Annotated in this window: 17 protein-coding genes; 6 read left to right on the top strand and 11 right to left on the bottom strand. The window is 60.2% G+C overall.

Features of this window, described 5'->3' with window-relative positions; translation table 11 throughout:
* Positions 1-6: 6 nt before the first annotated feature.
* Positions 7-1353 carry a sigma-54-dependent response regulator transcription factor AlgB gene (gene algB, locus KJF94_RS26790; RefSeq protein WP_214380026.1) on the bottom strand — a complete coding sequence of 449 codons (1347 nt, stop codon included), beginning with the start codon at positions 1351-1353 and terminating at the stop codon, positions 7-9.
* 435 nt (positions 1354-1788) lie between these two features.
* On the opposite strand from algB, the gene KJF94_RS26785 reads away from it, so the two are divergent.
* The 5 genes from KJF94_RS26785 to KJF94_RS26765 all read left to right on the top strand — a co-directional run bounded on the left by KJF94_RS26785 (position 1789) and on the right by KJF94_RS26765 (position 6285).
* Positions 1789-2076, top strand: coding sequence for a hypothetical protein (locus KJF94_RS26785; protein WP_214380025.1), 288 nt, complete (start codon positions 1789-1791; stop codon positions 2074-2076).
* An 81-nt stretch (positions 2077-2157) separates the two neighbouring features.
* A complete protein-coding gene (locus tag KJF94_RS26780) occupies positions 2158-2322 on the top strand; it encodes a DUF1328 domain-containing protein (RefSeq protein ID WP_003177151.1) in 165 nt (54 codons plus the stop codon).
* Positions 2323-2324: 2 nt separating this feature from the next.
* Positions 2325-2789 carry an inhibitor of vertebrate lysozyme family protein gene (locus KJF94_RS26775; protein WP_214380024.1) on the top strand — a complete coding sequence of 155 codons (465 nt, stop codon included), beginning with the start codon at positions 2325-2327 and terminating at the stop codon, positions 2787-2789.
* Positions 2790-3503: 714 nt separating this feature from the next.
* A complete protein-coding gene (gltP, locus tag KJF94_RS26770; RefSeq protein WP_214380023.1) occupies positions 3504-4835 on the top strand; it encodes a glutamate/aspartate:proton symporter GltP in 1332 nt (443 codons plus the stop codon).
* 220 nt (positions 4836-5055) lie between these two features.
* Positions 5056-6285, top strand: a complete 1230-nt coding sequence (locus tag KJF94_RS26765) for a nucleoside recognition domain-containing protein (RefSeq protein WP_214380022.1) — start codon at positions 5056-5058, stop codon at positions 6283-6285.
* Between the two features lie 136 nt (positions 6286-6421).
* On the opposite strand, the gene KJF94_RS26760 is transcribed toward KJF94_RS26765, so the two are convergent.
* The 9 genes from KJF94_RS26760 to KJF94_RS26720 form a co-directional block, all read right to left on the bottom strand.
* The gene (locus tag KJF94_RS26760) at positions 6422-7045 is read right to left on the bottom strand and encodes an ABC-type transport auxiliary lipoprotein family protein (RefSeq protein ID WP_214380021.1); all 624 of its coding nucleotides are present in this window, start codon (positions 7043-7045) and stop codon (positions 6422-6424) included.
* Positions 7042-7980, bottom strand: coding sequence for an MlaD family protein (locus tag KJF94_RS26755; protein ID WP_214380020.1), 939 nt, complete (start codon positions 7978-7980; stop codon positions 7042-7044). The genes KJF94_RS26760 and KJF94_RS26755 overlap by 4 nt, the downstream gene beginning before the upstream one ends.
* 1 nt (position 7981) lies before the next feature.
* Positions 7982-8785 (bottom strand): ABC transporter ATP-binding protein, encoded by an 804-nt coding sequence (locus tag KJF94_RS26750; RefSeq protein ID WP_017341742.1) that lies wholly within the window; start codon positions 8783-8785, stop codon positions 7982-7984.
* Positions 8782-9930, bottom strand: coding sequence for an ABC transporter permease (locus tag KJF94_RS26745; protein ID WP_214380019.1), 1149 nt, complete (start codon positions 9928-9930; stop codon positions 8782-8784). The genes KJF94_RS26750 and KJF94_RS26745 overlap by 4 nt, the downstream gene beginning before the upstream one ends.
* 54 nt (positions 9931-9984) lie before the next feature.
* A complete protein-coding gene (locus tag KJF94_RS26740) occupies positions 9985-11013 on the bottom strand; it encodes a DUF5924 family protein (protein WP_214380018.1) in 1029 nt (342 codons plus the stop codon).
* Positions 11014-11243: 230 nt separating this feature from the next.
* Positions 11244-12620, bottom strand: coding sequence for a M16 family metallopeptidase (locus KJF94_RS26735; RefSeq protein WP_214380017.1), 1377 nt, complete (start codon positions 12618-12620; stop codon positions 11244-11246).
* Positions 12621-12813: 193 nt separating this feature from the next.
* Entirely contained in the window at positions 12814-14472 is a 1659-nt protein-coding gene (locus KJF94_RS26730; protein ID WP_214380016.1) for a Na/Pi cotransporter family protein, read from the bottom strand.
* 379 nt (positions 14473-14851) lie between these two features.
* Positions 14852-15619 carry a TerC family protein gene (locus KJF94_RS26725; RefSeq protein WP_214380015.1) on the bottom strand — a complete coding sequence of 256 codons (768 nt, stop codon included), beginning with the start codon at positions 15617-15619 and terminating at the stop codon, positions 14852-14854.
* A gap of 85 nt (positions 15620-15704) precedes the next feature.
* Positions 15705-17012 (bottom strand): CitMHS family transporter, encoded by a 1308-nt coding sequence (locus tag KJF94_RS26720; protein ID WP_214380014.1) that lies wholly within the window; start codon positions 17010-17012, stop codon positions 15705-15707.
* A gap of 347 nt (positions 17013-17359) precedes the next feature.
* Between KJF94_RS26720 and KJF94_RS26715 the strand changes: the two genes are divergently transcribed.
* Positions 17360-17761, top strand: coding sequence for a GFA family protein (locus tag KJF94_RS26715; RefSeq protein ID WP_214380013.1), 402 nt, complete (start codon positions 17360-17362; stop codon positions 17759-17761).
* On the opposite strand, the gene KJF94_RS26710 is transcribed toward KJF94_RS26715, so the two are convergent.
* Positions 17762-18088 (bottom strand): DOPA 4,5-dioxygenase family protein, encoded by a 327-nt coding sequence (locus KJF94_RS26710; RefSeq protein ID WP_214380012.1) that lies wholly within the window; start codon positions 18086-18088, stop codon positions 17762-17764.
* Positions 18089-18123: the final 35 nt, after the last annotated feature.

The raw sequence follows: 18123 nt of genomic DNA, 5'->3' as shown, positions 1-18123 counted from the left end.
CAGGACTCACAGGTTGTACTGCTTGCGTTTGCGGTACAGCGTCGAAGCGTCAATGCCGAGCGTCTTCGCGGCCTGGTCCAGCGTGTCGGCGGTGGCCAGGACCGCGCCGATGTGCGCCTTCTCCAATTCGTCCAGACTCAGCGCAGCACCAATGCGCGGCGCATTGTTCACCGGGGTCTCGGCCATTCCCAGGTGGCTGATCTCTACACGCTCCTGAGGACAAATGATGCTCGCCCGCTCAACCACATTGCGCAACTCTCGAATGTTCCCCGGCCAGCGATAACCCAGCAGCGCTTCACGGGCCTCGTCGCTGAAGCCTCGCGCCGGGCGCGCGTATTCCTTGACGAAACGAGCCAGGAAGCGGTCAGCCAGGTTCAAGATATCCTCCCGACGTTCGCGCAACGGCGGCAGGTGCAAGGTGATGACGTTCAAGCGATAGAGCAAGTCTTCACGGAAACGACCGTCGCGCACCATGTCTTCAAGATTGAGGTTGGTGGCTGCCAGGATGCGCACATCGGCGCGGCGGGTCACGGGGTCGCCGACCCGTTCGTATTCCTTATCCTGAATAAAACGCAGCAATTTTGGCTGCAATGTCAGGGGAAAATCGCCAATCTCGTCGAGAAACAGCGTTCCGCCGTCCGCCTGATTGACCCGTCCCAGCGTACTTTCGCTCGCGCCGGTGAAGGCCCCACGGCTGTGGCCGAAGAGTTCGCTTTCCATCAATTCGGCCGTCAGCGATGGGCAGTTGATGGTGACGCAGGATTTTTTCGCGCGCTTGCTCCAGCCGTGAATCGCCTGGGACAGTTCGCCTTTACCGGTACCGGATTCACCGAGAATCAGAATGTTGGCATCCGTGCTGGCCACCTGGCGGGCGGTTTCCAGCACTACTTTCATGGCCGGGCTGTGGGAGTCCAGGCCGTCCTTGGGTTTGCGCACTTCACCTTCCAGCGCCTCCAGGCGTGCCGAAAGTTGCCGCACTTCCAGTTGCTTGGCGGTGGCCAGGCGCAATTGATCGGGGCTGCAGGGTTTGACCAGATAATCAGCGGCGCCAGCCTGAATCGCGTCTACGGCGGTGTCTACGGCCGAGTGAGCAGTGACGATGACAACGCGCATCCACGGCGCCTGAATGCGCATCTGGGCCAGCACATCGAGGCCGTTGTCCTCACCCAGGCGCAAATCGAGGAAACATAGATCAAACACCTGGCGTTGCAACAACGCATCAGCCTGCGCCGCGCTGTTGGCAGTGGCGACGCTGTAGCCTTCGTCTTCGAGGCAGTAACGGAACGTTCGCAGGATGGCGGACTCGTCGTCCACCAGCAGAATGCGGCCCTGATGCTCGGTGGCTGATTCCATTTTCCTACGCTCCTTAACGAATGATCTTGGTTAGTCCCGGAAAAATCGGGCAAGTTGCATGGTTGATTCTGGTCGATTCCGACCACATCAGGGTAGCTATCTGCTCACCCTACGGCTAATCGCCTGATTTTGTTGTTTTTTTATCGGATCGCTGGTTTTCAGGCGCGCTTCCGATTTCCTTTGAGACATCTACGCCCTCCCCGCAATTCAAAAATTCTGAAAGCTTCTGCAAATCAATCGTGCAATACGCACGACGACAACAGGGTCATCGTGCAGGATGCGTCCCGTCTGTTTCCCGCATCAAATATAAGATGTTGATTTATATATGTTTTTTCTTCGATGAAAGCTGGCATGCGGGCTGCAATGGTCTGATTAACCAGGGCATCGCAACCGTCGCCCTCAACAAGATCACCACAGTGTGGGAGGAGCTTCAGGATGAGTCGCCAACGTGCCGCCCAATTGCGTATCTCGCCACTGCATATCCAGCAAGGCCTGTTTGCTGTCCTGGCGCTATTGATCACCTTGATCGGCGGCCAACAGTTTCAGCGCTGGGAGCAGAGCCAGGAGCAAGAAGCACCACGCCTGTCGATTCAGCATCCGACCCAAACCCACTTCAGCGCCGTCAGCAGCACTTTTGCCGACAGCGCGCCGATGCGAATGATGGACGTCGACCAGGCTCAGCCTGTGGATGAGACGCCACGTCAGGAACGTTGGGTGTTCTAGACACACGAACTTGGCGCATTCGTTGCGCCGGGACATGCATCACAAGCATTACCTCTAAATAGAAGCGTAAGGAGAATCACCATGTTGAGCTGGGCAATCACATTCTTGATCATTGCCATCATCGCTGCAGTACTGGGCTTCGGTGGTATCGCGGGCACCGCCACGGGTATCGCCAAGATTCTCTTTGTCGTGTTCCTGGTGATGTTCATTGCTTCGTTCTTCTTTGGCCGTCGCGGTCGAGGTTGAAGATGAACGTTTTACTGAAAACGATGGCAGCCGCCCTGCTTCTGGGCGGCAGTGCCATGGCGACAGCGGCCAATGATGGCCAGACGCGGGTCAACGAGCTGTTGAGCGCAGACCCGCAGTTTCATGACACTTGGGAAGGCGTGGTGAAGAAGGAAGAACGCCTGCCGGAATGGGTGATGAACCTGTCCGGTGACGCCGAGCAAATGAATGCCGTTGAAGAAGAAGGCGACAAGTATCTGGTGGGGCCGCTCTGCGAATCGCATGACACATGCCTCAACAAACGCCTGATCGTGGCCGTCAGCTTCGACAAGAAGGATGCCTACGCGATGCTGGTCGAAGTGCCTGCAGGCTTGCCGGCCGACAAGTCGCCGACTCGACATGCCGATTACCGCTTCCTCGGCAAGCCCGACCAAGGCATGCAGGATCTGTTGATGGAACAACTGAAGAAAGATCCGAACTGGTACTGAATTTGTCACACGAAAGAAGCAGCATTGCTTCTCTCCAATGCGCTACCCGAGGAAGGTAGACGCATGACCAAGGGGTCGGGACGTTCTGCCTGTTTCAGGGGCGGAGTGACCTACGGGTACAGGGAGTGCCTGCGCAAGGGCCGGGTCAGGTAAAAGCTGCGACGCAAGTTCGCCGTCCCGTCATGGCGCGACGGACTTGCGAAGAGCTTATGCGCGCAATGCGTTGAACTACAGCGATCCGCTCGGTTTCGCTCCTCACTCTTCATTCGCTCGAATGATCACCGGAAAATACTTTCCCGGTGTTTCTTGCGTGACCGTACATCGAGAAAAAACTACCTGATTTTCCAGCGATTTCTCGTCTCTCATGGTCGTATTTTTCTGAAATACCCCTCCCGCACAAGTGATCAAAAAACACCCACCCTGCCCGGAAATGGCCGGTTCACGGCACGTATGCCTGCCGAAATGTCACATTCGAACCGTTTGCGACGTCGGTTTCAGTAAAAAAACCTCATGCCGATTCGGCATAGGGTAGGCGTTTACGGCATTAGACGTCGCTTCCTTGCATCGGAATAGTTGCGCCTTTTTTCGCCTGCCAGAGAGCCATGAATAATCGCTCCGGGGCACCTTATACGGGGGCAGATGCGCAAGACTTTTTCGCCACAAGCGTTCCAGTTCCTGCATCTGCCCGAGTCAAACGCAAGTAAGGGTAAAGATATGAAGAAGGCAAAGCTCAGCCTCGCCTGGCAGATCCTCATCGGTCTGGTATTGGGGATTGCAATCGGTGCGCTGCTCAACCATTTCAGTGCCGAGAAGGCCTGGTGGATCAGCAACGTCCTGCAACCGGCAGGCGATATCTTTATCCGTCTGATCAAGATGATTGTGATCCCGATCGTGATCTCGTCGCTGATCGTCGGTATCGCGGGTGTCGGTGATGCGAAGAAACTCGGCAGCATCGGCCTGAAAACCATCATCTACTTCGAGATCGTTACCACGATCGCTATCGTTGTCGGTCTGGTGTTGGCCAATGTGTTCCACCCGGGCGCCGGCATCGACATGAGCACGCTGGGTACGGTGGACATCTCCAAGTACCAGGCCACGGCGGCCGAGGTTCAGCATGAACATGCGTTCATCGAAACCATCCTCAACCTGATCCCGTCGAACATCTTCGCGGCCATCGCTCGCGGTGAAATGCTGCCGATTATCTTCTTCTCGGTGCTGTTCGGTCTCGGTCTGTCGAGCCTCAAGCCCGAGTTGCGCGACCCGCTGGTAACGATGTTCCAGGGCGTTTCGGAAAGCATGTTCAAGGTCACCCACATGATCATGAACTACGCCCCGATCGGCGTTTTCGCACTGATCGCGGTGACCGTCGCCAACTTCGGCTTCGCGTCCCTGCTGCCGCTGGCCAAACTGGTGATCCTGGTTTACTTCGCCATCGCCTTCTTCGCCTTCATGGTGCTGGGCCTGATCGCTCGCCTGTTCGGCTTCTCGGTGATCAAGCTGATGCGCATCTTCAAGGATGAGCTGGTGCTGGCCTACTCCACCGCCAGTTCCGAAACCGTGCTGCCACGGGTCATTGAGAAGATGGAAGCCTACGGCGCGCCAAAAGCGATCTGCAGCTTCGTGGTGCCGACCGGCTACTCCTTCAACCTCGACGGTTCGACCCTGTACCAAAGCATCGCGGCGATCTTCATTGCCCAGCTGTATGGCATTGACCTGTCGATCAGCCAGCAACTGTTGCTGGTGCTGACGCTGATGGTGACCTCCAAAGGCATCGCCGGCGTACCGGGCGTGTCCTTCGTGGTGCTGCTGGCCACATTGGGCAGCGTGGGTATTCCGCTGGAAGGCCTGGCGTTCATTGCCGGTGTCGACCGCATCATGGACATGGCGCGTACCGCACTGAACGTGATCGGCAACGCCTTGGCCGTACTGGTCGTCTCCCGCTGGGAAGGCATGTACGACGATGCCAAGGGCCAGCGCTACTGGAACTCGCTGCCGCACTGGCGCAGCAAGGAAAAACTGCCTGCCGGCGAGGTTACCCGCAACTGATAGCTGAACCTGTGGAGTCTGGCTTTTATGTGGGAGCCAGCCTGCTGGCGAGAGTGGTGAATCCAACAACAGAGATGTTGAACGTGTAGGCCTCATCGCCAGCAGGCTGGCTCCCACAGTGACCCGAGCAAGCCACACAAACAAACCCCGGAGAAATCCGGGGTTTGTCGTTTCTGGCTACCCCGCTATCATTCGCGGCATTCTTCGGGGGATTCAACTGATGCTTAATGGCCTGTGGCTTAGCTTCTTCATCGTGGCGGCCGTGTCGGCGCTGGCGCAATGGCTGATCGGTGGTAACGCCGGGATCTTCGCGGCGATGGTGGAAAGCATTTTCGCCATGGCCAAGTTGTCGGTCGAGGTCATGGTCCTGCTGTTCGGCACACTGACCCTCTGGCTGGGCTTTCTGCGCATCGCCGAAAAGGCCGGGATCGTCGAATGGCTGGCCAAGGCGCTGGGCCCGTTGTTCCTGCGCCTGATGCCGGGAGTGCCGGCCGGTCACCCGGCCATCGGCCTGATCACCCTGAACTTCGCCGCCAACGGCCTGGGCCTGGACAACGCGGCTACGCCGATCGGCCTCAAAGCCATGAAGGCGCTGCAAGAACTCAACCCCAGCGACACCATTGCCAGCAACGCGCAGATCCTGTTCCTGGTACTCAACGCCTCCTCCCTGACCCTGCTGCCGGTGACGATCTTCATGTACCGCGCGCAGCAAGGCGCGCCGGATCCGACGCTGGTGTTCCTGCCGATCCTGCTCGCCACCAGTTGTTCGACACTGGTCGGATTGCTGTCGGTGGCGGTCATGCAGCGCCTGCGCCTGTGGGACCCGGTGGTGCTCGCCTACCTGATCCCCGGTGCCCTCGCCCTCGGCGGCTTCATGGCGTTGCTGGGCACGCTCTCGGCCACCGCTCTGGCCGGCTTGTCCTCGATCCTCGGCAACGTGACGCTGTTCGGGCTGATCATGCTGTTCCTGGTGATCGGCGCGCTGCGCAAAGTGAAGGTTTATGAGGCGTTCGTCGAAGGCGCGAAAGAAGGCTTCGACGTGGCCAAGAATCTGCTGCCATACCTGGTGGCGATGCTGTGCGCGGTGGGTGTGCTGCGTGCGTCCGGGGCGCTGGACTTTGGTCTGGACGGGATTCGGCATCTCGTGGAGTGGGCTGGTTGGGATACCCGCTTCGTCGATGCGTTGCCGACAGCGATGGTCAAGCCGTTCTCCGGCAGTGCGGCCCGGGCGATGCTGATCGAAACCATGAAGACGTCCGGGGTAGACAGCTTCCCGGCGCTGGTGGCGGCGACGATTCAGGGCAGTACGGAAACGACGTTTTATGTATTGGCGGTGTATTTCGGCGCGGTGGGGATTCAGCGGGCACGGCATGCGGTGGGGTGTGCGTTGTTGGCGGAATTGGCTGGCGTTCTAGGTGCCATCGGCGTCTGCTACTGGTTCTTCGGTTAAACACACATCCCCTGTGGAAGCCCGCTTGTGTGGCGAGGGAGCTTGCTCCCGCTGGGCTGCGAAGCGGCCCCACTTAGGGGACTGCTGCGCAGCCCAACGGGAGCAAGCTCCCTCGCCACAAAGGCCCAGTGTGTATTCAACGGCGGGGAGGCGGCGCGACTTTCTGCCCTTGCTCCACCGCCCAACTCACCACCTGCGCCGTCAACTGATCACTCGCCTGGCCAAACCCGACCACTACCGCCGGCACCTTCACATCGCTCAACGGCTGACGCACTTCAAAGCGGCGGCTGGCGAGAATTCGCTGGTCATAACCACGCACCAGCAACGCATCCAGACGCACAACGACACTCGCCGCTGTGCCTTGGTATTCAGTCTGGAACGCCTGCAAACTCCCGCCCAATTCCAGGTCCGCCTGGAAATTGCTGTCGTCGGTGCTCAGCAACGCAACCCGACCGTCACGCTGAAAACCATCGAGCAGACGATTACGCAGCAGCACCGGCGCCGGGTCGCTCCAGCGTGAAGCCTTGTAGCTGCTGATCAGATCGCCTTGCGGAATCACGGCGATCTGCGAACTGTTCAACGCCTCGCTGGCCTGCGGCTTGGTCAGGCGCAGGGACCAGCGCTGCGGCGTGCCGTGGCTGGGAGAAACGCTCTGGGCCGAAGGCAACCGATACACATCGGACGGCTCGGACTTGGGCAGGATCGAGCAAGCGCTGGTCAACGCAAAAGCGCCGAGGAGGGCAACGTGGCGCAGCTTCATGGCGTGAACTCCTTGTTCTTGTCATTGCCCAGCAGGTAACCGCTGGGGTTGGCTTCCAGGCGCTGGGAAATTGCGCGCAACGACGTCAGGGTGTCGCGCAGCTCGCGCACCGCCGGGGCCAAACCGTTGAGGCCTTGCATGCCGCTGTTGAGGGAATCCTGATTGTTGGTGAGCAACGTGTTGATCGTCGCGCTGCTTTGTTCCAGCGACTTCATGGCCCGCTCGGCGCTGCCGAACATCTGCTTGCCCTGATCGTTGAGCATGCCGTTGGCGTTGCGCATCAGCGCCGACGTCTGTTCCAGCATCGCGCCGGCCTGCTTGCCGACCGACGCCAGTTGCTGCATCGCCTGGCGGATATCGCCGCGCTGATCGGCGATGGTGCCAGTGGTTTGTTCCAGATGCTCGAGGGTCTTGCTGATGCGCTCGACGTTCTCCGCGGAAAACATCTGATTGGCGTTGTGCATCAAGACGTTCACGCCGGCCATCAAATCGTTGCTGTCGTTGAGCAGCCGGGCGATGGGCGAGGGCGATGCGATGATCGTCGGTAGATCACCGTCCTTGCCCTTGAGCGTCGGGCTTTGCGGCGTGCCACCGCTGAGCTGGATGATCGACGTACCGGTGATCCCGGTCAGCGCCAGTTTGGCCTGGGTGTCTTCCTTGATCGGCGTATCGCCACCCAGGCGAATCCGCGCCAGCACGCGGCGCGGGTCTTTCGGGTCAAGGCGCAACGTCACCACGTCGCCGACCTTGATCCCGCTGTACTGCACCGCGCTGCCTTTGGACAAGCCGCTGACCGCCTCGTTGAAGACGATTTCATAATCCTTGAACTCGGTGTCGACGCTGGACTTGGCCAGCCACAAGCCGAAGAGCAGGGCACCTGCCACCACAATCACGGTGAACAGGCCGATCAATACATGATGGGCTCGGGTTTCCATGTCAGACCTCATTCAACTGTTGAGCGGCGGTCAGCGCCGCGCGGCCGCGAGGGCCATGGAAGTATTCGTGAATCCACGGGTCGTCGGTTTCCGAGACCTTGTCGATGGCGTCCGCCACCAGCACTTTCTTCTGCGCCAGCACCGCCACCCGATCGGTGATGGTGTAGAGCGTGTCGAGGTCATGGGTGACCAGAAACACACTCAAACCCAACGCATCGCGCAGGGTCAGGATCAACTGATCGAAAGCCGCCGCGCCAATCGGGTCGAGGCCGGCGGTGGGTTCGTCGAGGAACAGGATGTCCGGGTCCAGCGCCAGCGCCCGGGCCAGTGCCGCGCGCTTGATCATGCCGCCGGACAGCGAAGCGGGATACTTGTCCGCCGCCGACAGCGGTAGCCCGGCCAATGCCAGTTTGACCGCCGCCAGGTGCTCGGCATCGTTGCGGCTCAGGCCCGCGTGTTCGATCAGGGGCAGGGCCACGTTTTCGGTGACGGTCAGCGAAGAGAACAGGGCGCCTTTCTGGAACAGCACACCGAAGCGCCGTTCGACCATCGAGCGCTCGTGTTCGGACAGTGTCGGGAGGTTCTTGCCGAACACCTTCACCACCCCTTCGCTGGGCTGGCGCAAGCCGACAATGCTGCGCAGCAGCACCGATTTGCCGCTGCCGGAACCGCCGACCACGGCCAGGATTTCGCCCTTGTACAGATCCAGGTCGAGGTTCTCGTGCACGCTCTGGCGGCCAAAACGATTGCACAGCCCTCGGACTTCGATCACCGCCTCGGAGGGCGCTCGGGGTAGACGACTCACCAGCCCATCTCCATGAAAAACAGCGCGGCCACGGCGTCGAGCACGATCACCACGAAAATCGACTGCACCACACTCGACGTGGTGTGTGCACCCACAGACTCGGCGCTGCCACTGACCTTGAAGCCTTCAAGGCAACCAATGGCGGCGATGAGGAACGCAAAGATCGGCGCTTTGACGATCCCCACCAGAAAGTGCTGAACGCCGATGTCGGTTTGCAGCAGCGAAAGGAACATCGCCGGCGAGATATCCAGCGCCACGGCGCACACCACGCCACCGCCGACAATCCCCGAGAGCATCGCCAGAAAGGTCAGCATCGGCAGCGCCACCAGCAGCGCCAGCACGCGCGGCACCACCAGCAACTCCATCGGGTCGAGGCCCAAGGTACGAATAGCATCGATCTCTTCGTTGGCCTTCATCGAGCCGATCTGCGCGGTAAACGCACTGGCGGTTCGCCCGGCCATCAGGATGGCGGTGAGCAGCACGCCGAATTCACGCAGGAAGGAGAACGCCACCAGGTCCACGGTGAAGATGCTCGCACCGAAACTCGCGAGTACCGTCGCCCCGAGAAAAGCCACGACGGCGCCCACCAGAAACGTCAGCAGGGCAACGATGGGCGCGGCGTCTAGGCCGGTCTGTTCGATGTGCGCGACCATCGGCGTGATGCGCCAGCGCTTGGGGCGGAACAGGCCGCGGGCGATGGTTTCCAGGATCAGGCCGACGAATCCCAGCAGTTGCAGGGTGTCCTGCCAGACGGCGTCCACCGCGCGGCCAATGCGCGTCAGCAGTTGAACGCCGACGCCGATTTCCGGTTCCTTGATCGGCACGCAGAAGTCGGTCATTGAGCAATAAACGGTCTGCAACAACGCACGATCGGCAACGGACAAGGTGCAATCGGGGTGTTCGGCGGACTTGCCGAGCCGGTCCGAACCGAGCAATTCCACCAACAGCGAGGCGCCGGCAGTGTCGAGCGCGCCGAGGCCGTTGAGGTCGATGTGGGTTTTGTCGTCGTATTGGCCGCGGAGCTTTTCGCTCAGATCCTTGAGGTCGGCGTAATGGGCAAGCGTCCAGTCACCCGTGACGTGCAATTGCGCAGGGGTGTGCGAGGTGTCCAGTGAGGCACTGCCGGGCATTGTGCTGCTGGTCATAAGCTCCGTGCTTGTTCGGCTGTTACGCAGAGCTACGTAATAGCACGAACCGCATTACTTTTCTTTGGTCGGTGTGCTGTCCGTGATCTTGAAGCGCAACACACCGATCAACTGGCCATCCTCGGTCAGCACCCGAACCTGCCACTTGCCCGCCGGGTTACCGGGGAAGTTCTGCTTGTGGGTCCAGGCGCGATAGCCTTCCTTGCGCCCGCCGTGGATATCCAGCGCGATGCGGTCGACTTCTTTACCGTTGAACTGCCAGACATGGTAAATCCGCTCGTCCAGACCGCGCGGGGCGTTGATCGCCGTGTAGGCGTACAGGCCGTCTCCACGAATCTGCTCGGCGCTGACTTCTTCCAGGCTTTTGCCTGGCGTGCGGTCCTGCATTTGCGTGCTGATCGCCACATCGGTCATCCACAGCGTGGCCGGCGGCACCCACGAGCGCATCACCCAACCCACGCCGCCGATGCCGACGGTGATGCTCAGAATGGCCAGCGCGTTGCGCACCGTGCGGATCGGGAAGATCGACGCCAGGCTCGGGAACGACAGGACGACAGCCGTGCCCAGGGCTAGCTTGAAACTCTGGGACGTGGTCAGGTGCAGGATGACGGGCAGGGCGGTCAACAGCGCGGCAAACAGCGTCAGGGTGTGCAGCGCCAGGAACGCCCAGCGCCGGGGAGCCAGCCATTTGTAGTAGAGCGGGTCGGTGATGGAAATCAGTGCGGCGATGCCCAGCAGCCCGGTGAAAAACAGCTGGCCACTGTTCCAGGTCGTGGTGATCAAAAAGAACGGGAGAACGAAAAACAGACTTTCCTGGTGGATCATCTGCGTGGCGTAGCGCAGCAGCGGCTGGGGAATCTCGCGCTTGAAGATTCGGGTGAAGAGCTTGGTGAGGCTGTTTTCCAGCATCAGCCAGATCCAGCTGAGCACCATGATGATGGTGATCCAGGTCGCCAGGCCTTGCTGACGGTCCACCAGCATGAAGCTGCCGACCCCGGAGATGAAACCGCCGAGCGCAATGACCCCTGGGTAGCGCTTCATCAATTCGAGGATGCGCTGTACGAATAAGGTCAGGGTAGGCATTCGGCGATTCACAATAGTCGTGGGAAAAATCCCCGACAGGTTACCGCCCGTGGGGCGGTGTGGCGAGGGGGATACGTCCGTTTGACCCAACACGGCACTGTGGCGAGGGAGCTTGCTCCCGCTGGGGTGCGAAGCGCCCCCAAAACCGGAAAACCGCATTCCTTCAAACTAGAATGCAGGCGGCTGCTGCGCAGCCGAGCGGGAGCAAGCTCCCTCGCCACAGGGGTTGGTTATCGTCTGCGATGGATTCGCCAAGCCAACAGCCCGAGCACAATCAAAGCAAACACCCCGACAACCACCCACGTCACTTGGTCATAACTCATCAACGGCTTCTCAATCCGCAAATAGCCCGGTTGCAACAGCAATTCACGCATGGCCTTGTTGGCCTCTGCCAGCGTCACGCCCTGCAGTTCCCTGGCCGGGTCAGCGAAACGACCATCCTCGTAGTCCCCCAGCGCGCTCCAGTAGTAATCGGCCAGCGCGCTGTTGCCTTGCACGGCCCAGGCCTGACGGGCAATGGCGGCCTGCTTGAGGCGGTTGAAGGTGTCGGCATCCAGGCCATCCTTGAGCAAGGCGGCCTTCAATTCCTCCAGTACTTGTTCGGCCTGGGGCACATCGTCGCGCTCAACATCGGCGTTGAGGCTCATGAAACCCACACCGCCAAACACCTCGCGCTCAGCCGAGGGGCCGTAGGACAAACTGTGCGCCAGGCGCAACTGGCGATAGAGCGCCCAGTCCAGATAGTCCTTGAGCAGGTCGAAGGTTTCGTCGTGCTGGTCTTCCAGCACCGGCTCCGGCACCAGCCAGTGCAACTTCGCTCCACCGCCGACGAAGCCGTGACTCAACGTGCGCTCGTGGGCCGCGCTGGCCTGGATTTGCGGCAGTGGCGGGTGATCGCTCGGGTCAACTGCCTGGAGTGCGCCCCAGGCCCGTTCCAGATAAGCCGGCAGCAAGCGGTCGAGGTCGCCGACCATGATCAATGTCATGTTGTTCGGCGCGTACCAGACCTTGCGTGCCGTCTCCAGTTGTTCGCGGGTCAGGTTATCGACCTCGGCCCGCTCCGGGCACTTGAGCCCCAACTCCACGGCCAATTGATTGCTCGCTGTGTGGCCCAGATCCTGACGATCCAGCCAGCGTTGCAAGTGTGAGTAATGGCCGCCGTCCTCGCGCTCGACCACCTGTTTGGCGGCGTTGATGGCGTTGTCGTCGATTCGGGTCTGGGTCAGCAGCGCCAGCAGCAGGTCGAGGACCTTGCGCTGGTTTTTCGCCGGCGCTTCGATGACGAACGTGGTGTCGGCGTTGCTGGTGTAAGCGTTCCACTCACCGCCGAGCGCCTGCATGCGTTCTTCCAGACCGCCTTCGCCGGTGGCGTCGATGCCGCTGAACAGCAGATGTTCGAGCAGGTGCGGCAGCTCTTTTTCGGCGCAGCTGAAATCATCGATACCGACGCCGACCACCAGCCGAATTGCCACATGCCCGCGTTCGGTGCCGGGTTTGAGCAGCATCTGCAGGCCGTTGGGCAGCGTATAGCCCTCGACCTGAAAGCGATCCAGGGCAAAAGAAGGGAGAGACCCAAGCAACAGGCAGGCGAACAACAGACAACGCATAACATGCTTCCAGGCAATCAATCGGAGATCCGTGTCGTCCTTTAGGCCGCTATCGCGGGCAAGCCCGCTCCCACAGTGATCTTTGGTGTAATTGGAATTGTGTCCGACCCAGATCACCTGTGGGAGCTGGCTTGCCCGCGAAGATGGTCTTGAGGCTGAACCATTGTTACTGACTGACCACACTGCCAGACGTTCAAGGCGAATGTGTGATGTCAGCCAAATCATCGACGATGAGTGCGCCGGTGTCAGACGTTTCCAGCACCACATACGCACTGCTGCAGAACAACGAATTCAGGCGCTTCATGTCGGCGATCAGCTCCAGGTGCAGCGAACTGGTCTCGATACTCTGCACGATCTTACGTTGCAACCGGCTGACATGCGCATGGGCCAAGCGGCGTTCCTGTGCGCGAAAGCGACGTTTCTCACGCAGCAACTGGCGTGCACTTTCCTTGTCGGCGCTGAGAAACACCGACATTCCCAGACGCAAATTGGAAATCAGCTGACTGTGCAGCCCCGCCAACTCGTCCAGGCCGACCTCGGAAAAAGACCGGCGCTGCGAAGTTTTCTGTTGCTGCACTTTGCGCAGCATGCGCTCGATCAGGTCGCTGGCCAGTTTGAGGTTGATCGCCAGTTCGATGATTTCCGCCCAGCGCCGACTGTCTTGCTCGCTAAGGTCCTCGCGAGGCATCTGCGCCAGATAGAGCTTGATCGAGCTGTAGAGCGATTCCACATCATCGGTCAGGCGGCGCATTTCCTGGGTGACGGCGGTTTGATTGCCGCGCAGCACGTCGAGCATGGCGACGAGCATGTTGTCGATCAGATCGCCGATACGCAGAGTTTCCCGGACGGCGTTGGCCAGCGCCAGGCTGGGGGTCACCAGCGCCGTCGGGTCAAGGTGCCGCGGTTTGGCGGTGCCGTTGATTTCCGGGCGCTCCGGCAGCAACCACGCGCAAAGTCTGGCCATCAGCCCGACGCTTGGCAGCAGGATGAGGCAGCGCGCAGCGTTGTAGAGCAGGTGGAAGCCGATGACCATTTCCTGGGGGCTGAAATCCAGACTGTCGATCCAGTGCACGAGCGGGTCGAGCACGGGAATGATCAGCAACAGGCCGATCAGCTTGTACAGCAGGCTCCCGAGCGCCACCTGGCGGCCTGCGGCGTTCTGCATGCTGGTGCTCATGAACGCCAGAATGCCGCTGCCGATGTTGGCACCGATCACCAGGCCGATGGCCACGGGCAAGCTGATGACGCTGGCACCGGCCAGGGTCGCGGTCAGCAGGACGGCGGCCAGGCTGGAGTAGGAAATCATCGCGAACAACGCGCCGACCAGGGCGTCGAGCAGGATGTCGCCGGTCAGCGAGGCGAAAATTACTTTGACCCCTTGGGCGTGGGTGATCGGCGCAGCCGCTTCGACAATCAGTTGCAGCGCCAGAATGATCAGCCCCAGGCCGATGCTGACGCGGCCCATCTGCCCGAGCCGCGTCTGTTTACGCGACAGGAAGAAAATCACCCCGAGGAAAATCAGCAGCGGCGACAGCCATGACAAATCGAAGGTCAGGACCCGCGCCATCAATGCCGTACCCACGTCGGCGCCGAGCATGGTCGCCAGCGCCGGCATCAGCGCCATCAGGCCCTGACCGACGAAGGACGTGACGAGCATGGCCGTGGCGTTGCTGCTCTGGACCATGGCGGTCACGACAATGCCGGCAATGAACGCCAGCCCGCGCTTGGACATGTTCTGGCCAATCACATGGCGCAGATTGGAACCGTAGACCCGCAGGATGCCGGTTCGGACGATGTGTGTGCCCCAGATCAACAAGGCCACGGCAGATAGCAAATTGAGCAGGGTGAGCATACGGGCCCCCTGTGGTGGTAGCGCCCCAGAGGGGCAAGTTGGCGGTGCCGCGCTACTTTCTACGTTGTGTACTTAAGCTGTAGTTGGCTAACGGTCTGGGCGCCAGCATCGCATAGCTAAACAGGCGATTGAAACAAAACTGTCATGAAAACAGCTTGATGCAGAAAATGAAAAAGGAGCCCGAAGGCTCCTTGGTCATTGATGCACGTATTTGGAGTCGCTGGATAACTGTGGCGAGGGAGCTTGCTCCCGTTCGGCTGCGCAGCAGTCGTAAAACCAGCGAATGCGGTTTGTCTGGGAAATCGCATCGCCGGCTTTGGGGCCGCTTCGCGCCCCAGCGGGAGCAAGCTCCCTCGCCACACAAGACCCCCACCACAATTTACTGCCCAGGAATATCCTTGCGCAGTTTCACCGGATCTTGCTGTTTCTTCTTTTTCGCAATCGCGGTGCGCATCTTGATGTTGATCGCTTCCACCGCCAGCGAGAACGCCATGGCGAAGTAGACGTAGCCTTTTGGCACGTGCACGTCGAAAGCTTCAGCAATCAGCACCATACCGACGATCAACAGGAACGACAGCGCCAGCATCTTCAGCGACGGGTGCTTGTCGATGAACGAACTGATGGTGCCGGAAGCCAGCATCATCACCAGTACGGCAACGACGATCGCCGCGACCATGACCGGTACGTGGGAGACCATGCCGACTGCGGTGATCACCGAGTCCAGCGAGAACACGATGTCGATGATCGCGATCTGGATGATGGTGTAAAGGAAGTTGCCGCCCTTGCCGCCCGGCTCCTCATTGGTTTCGTCTTCACCTTCCAGCGCGTGGTACATCTCTTGCGAGCTCTTCCACAGCAGGAACAGGCCACCGAAGAACAGGATCAGGTCACGCCCGGAAATACCCTGGCCGAACACTTCGAACAGGTCGGCGGTGAGGCGCATGACCCAGGTGATCGACAGCAGCAACAGGATCCGCGTGACCATGGCCAGCGCCAGGCCGAAAATCCGGGTGCGCTGTTGCATGTGCTTGGGCATGCGGCTGACCAGGATCGAAATCATGATGATGTTATCGATACCCAGGACGATTTCCAGGGCGGTCAGGGTAAAGAAGGCAACCCAGATTTCAGGGTTGGTCAGCCATTCCATGTGTATTCCTTTGAGCGAGTGTTAAACCAGAACGGGCCCGGGCTTCAAACAGCAAAGCCTGGACCCGTTGTGGTGAGTCTTGGGCTTATAGAGTGCTGAACAGCGGAAAAATCCCCATCAGCAACGCGGCGACCAGTATGCACATGCACACCAGCACTGCCCACTTCAGGGTGAAGCGCTGATGGTCACCGAAGTCGATACCGGCCAGGGCCACCAACAAATAGGTCGATGGTACCAGCGGGCTCAGCAAGTGGACGGGCTGACCGACGATCGAGGCACGTGCCATTTCAACCGCGGTTATACCGTAATGACTGGCGGCTTCGGCAAGTACTGGTAACACGCCGTAATAAAATGCGTCGTTCGACATGAAGAACGTGAACGGCATGCTCACCAGCGCGGTGATCACGGCCAGGTACGGGCCCAAGAAATCCGGGATGACCGCCAACAGGCTCTTCGACATCGCATCGACCATGCCGGTGCCCGACAGGATACCGGTGAAGATACCCGCCGCGAAGATCAAACCGACCACCGCCAGAACGCTACCGGCGTGAGCCGCGACGCGATCCTTCTGCTGTTGCAGGCAAGGATAGTTGACGATCATTGCAATACTGAACGCCACCATGAACAGCACCGGCAGCGGCAACAGGCCGGCGATCAGGGTGCACATCAGGGCGAACGTCAAAGCGCCGTTGAACCAGATCAGCTTCGGACGACGGGCATCCGGGAACTGCGAAACGCTGATTTCGCTGTGGTCGATTTCGTCACCCACCAGGTGCAGTTCACCCAGACGCGCACGTTCACGTTTGCCGTAGAAGTAAGCGATCGCCAGGATGGCCAGGACACCAGCAGCCATCGCCGGAATCATCGGTACGAAGATGGCCGACGGGTCCACGTGCAGCGCACTGGCCGCACGGGCAGTCGGGCCGCCCCACGGGGTCATGTTCATCACACCGCCGGCGAGGATGATCAGGCCGGCCATGATCCGCGGGCTCATGCCGATGCGGCTGTAGAGCGGCAGCATGGCGGCCACGCAGATCATGTAAGTGGTCGCGCCGTCACCATCGAGGGAAACGACGAGCGCCAGTACGGCGGTGCCGACCGAAACTTTCAACGGGTCGCCCTTGACCAGTTTGAGGATCTTGCGCACGGCCGGGTCGAACAGGCCGGAATCGATCATCAGGGCGAAGTAGAGAATGGCGAACATCAGCATCACACCGGTCGGCGCAAGCTTGGTGATGCCTTCGAGCATCATCGGGCCGATCTTCGGCGCAAAACCGCCGAACAGGGCGAAGACGATCGGGATGATGATCAGGGCGATCAGCGCGGACAGGCGCTTGGTCATGATCAGGAACATGAACGTGATGACCATGGCGAAGCCAAGGAAAGTCAGCATGGGAATACTCCAGGCGTAGCGCGGCTAGGGAATGGGCGAACCGGGTGGGGTCAGCGCAGAACGGGAAGCACGAGGCGTACGGGCGGAGTTGCAGCGAAGCGGCGGGTAGCAAAGGACATCAGGGTCACCATTGTTGTTGTTAAATGGGCTGTGCGAGCGATAAACCACTGGCATTGGCCGACCGGTCTGTTGCCGGCAGTGAGGGCGATCCTAATCGGGGAAGCTTTCACCGAGCTTTCGCCGATGAAAGCATTGATGGGATGTGCAACCGGTCGTCGGACCGGGGCAGGGAGGGAAACCGGCTTGCCGGCGATGGCGTCGGTAAATACGCATGAGGAGGGAAGGTCATGAGCGAGATTCACACAGGCGGCTGCCACTGCGGACATCTTCGCTATCAATTCAGCGGACCGTTGCACGACATCGCCCACTGTCATTGCTCGATTTGCCGCCGAGTCAGCGGCGGGATCGTGACGACCTGGATCACCGTGCCCGCATCGACCTTTGAATGGCTCAAAGGCACGCCGGCACAATACGCGTCGTCCTCCAGCTGCATTCGCTACTTCTGCCCGAACTGCGGGGCGCAGTTGGCGCTGACGACGCATCTCAGCCCCGAGAGCATCGACCTCACCATCGCCACCCTCGATCATCCCGAGCACGCCCCGGCCGAGCGGCACATCTGGACAGACAGCCGCCTGCCGTGGTTGCACCTGGACGAGCACCTGCCGGGTGAAGCAGAAGAAACCCTGTGATCAAAAAATGGACAGGTCCAGTGGCCGGATCGCGCCCATCCAGATCGCATGTTCCGTGTGGTCAAGCAGATCGTCGCCGGTGTCCGGGTGCAGGAACACCACCAGACCCTTGCGGTTGAGGGCCAGCCACGGCAACACGTCGCCGATGAGTTCCGGCCCGAATGCCAATTGGCAGCTCCAGTCCGGGTGCGGCCCCACCGGACGTTCGTGCACGCGGCCCATTTTCAGCGGAAACAGGTGCGCCGCTTGCTCACACAACGTGCGCGCCTGATCCATGCGGGCGGCGTCGAAATACACATGGGCGTGATAGCCCTTGATCTGTTGCATCTGAATCCCTCTAAAACCCGGTCGAACCCTCACCG

It is taken from the genome of Pseudomonas hormoni (assembly GCF_018502625.1).
Lineage (GTDB): Bacteria > Pseudomonadota > Gammaproteobacteria > Pseudomonadales > Pseudomonadaceae > Aquipseudomonas > Aquipseudomonas hormoni.
Note: the sequence above shows the minus strand (reverse complement) of the source record. Positions and strands in the feature narration are given on the sequence as shown.

Coding starts and splice junctions, on each gene's coding strand:
- KJF94_RS26780 (WP_003177151.1), top strand. CDS start 2,158: ATGTTGAGCTGGGCAATCACATTCTTGATCATTGCCATCATCGCTGCA.
- KJF94_RS26735 (WP_214380017.1), bottom strand. CDS start 12,620: ATGCGTTGTCTGTTGTTCGCCTGCCTGTTGCTTGGGTCTCTCCCTTCT.
- algB (WP_214380026.1), bottom strand. CDS start 1,353: ATGGAATCAGCCACCGAGCATCAGGGCCGCATTCTGCTGGTGGACGAC.
- KJF94_RS26730 (WP_214380016.1), bottom strand. CDS start 14,472: ATGCTCACCCTGCTCAATTTGCTATCTGCCGTGGCCTTGTTGATCTGG.
- KJF94_RS26760 (WP_214380021.1), bottom strand. CDS start 7,045: ATGAAGCTGCGCCACGTTGCCCTCCTCGGCGCTTTTGCGTTGACCAGC.
- KJF94_RS26720 (WP_214380014.1), bottom strand. CDS start 17,012: ATGCTGACTTTCCTTGGCTTCGCCATGGTCATCACGTTCATGTTCCTG.
- KJF94_RS26745 (WP_214380019.1), bottom strand. CDS start 9,930: ATGACCAGCAGCACAATGCCCGGCAGTGCCTCACTGGACACCTCGCAC.
- KJF94_RS26740 (WP_214380018.1), bottom strand. CDS start 11,013: ATGCCTACCCTGACCTTATTCGTACAGCGCATCCTCGAATTGATGAAG.
- gltP (WP_214380023.1), top strand. CDS start 3,504: ATGAAGAAGGCAAAGCTCAGCCTCGCCTGGCAGATCCTCATCGGTCTG.
- KJF94_RS26710 (WP_214380012.1), bottom strand. CDS start 18,088: ATGCAACAGATCAAGGGCTATCACGCCCATGTGTATTTCGACGCCGCC.
- KJF94_RS26755 (WP_214380020.1), bottom strand. CDS start 7,980: ATGGAAACCCGAGCCCATCATGTATTGATCGGCCTGTTCACCGTGATT.
- KJF94_RS26785 (WP_214380025.1), top strand. CDS start 1,789: ATGAGTCGCCAACGTGCCGCCCAATTGCGTATCTCGCCACTGCATATC.
- KJF94_RS26715 (WP_214380013.1), top strand. CDS start 17,360: ATGAGCGAGATTCACACAGGCGGCTGCCACTGCGGACATCTTCGCTAT.
- KJF94_RS26775 (WP_214380024.1), top strand. CDS start 2,325: ATGAACGTTTTACTGAAAACGATGGCAGCCGCCCTGCTTCTGGGCGGC.
- KJF94_RS26765 (WP_214380022.1), top strand. CDS start 5,056: ATGCTTAATGGCCTGTGGCTTAGCTTCTTCATCGTGGCGGCCGTGTCG.
- KJF94_RS26725 (WP_214380015.1), bottom strand. CDS start 15,619: ATGGAATGGCTGACCAACCCTGAAATCTGGGTTGCCTTCTTTACCCTG.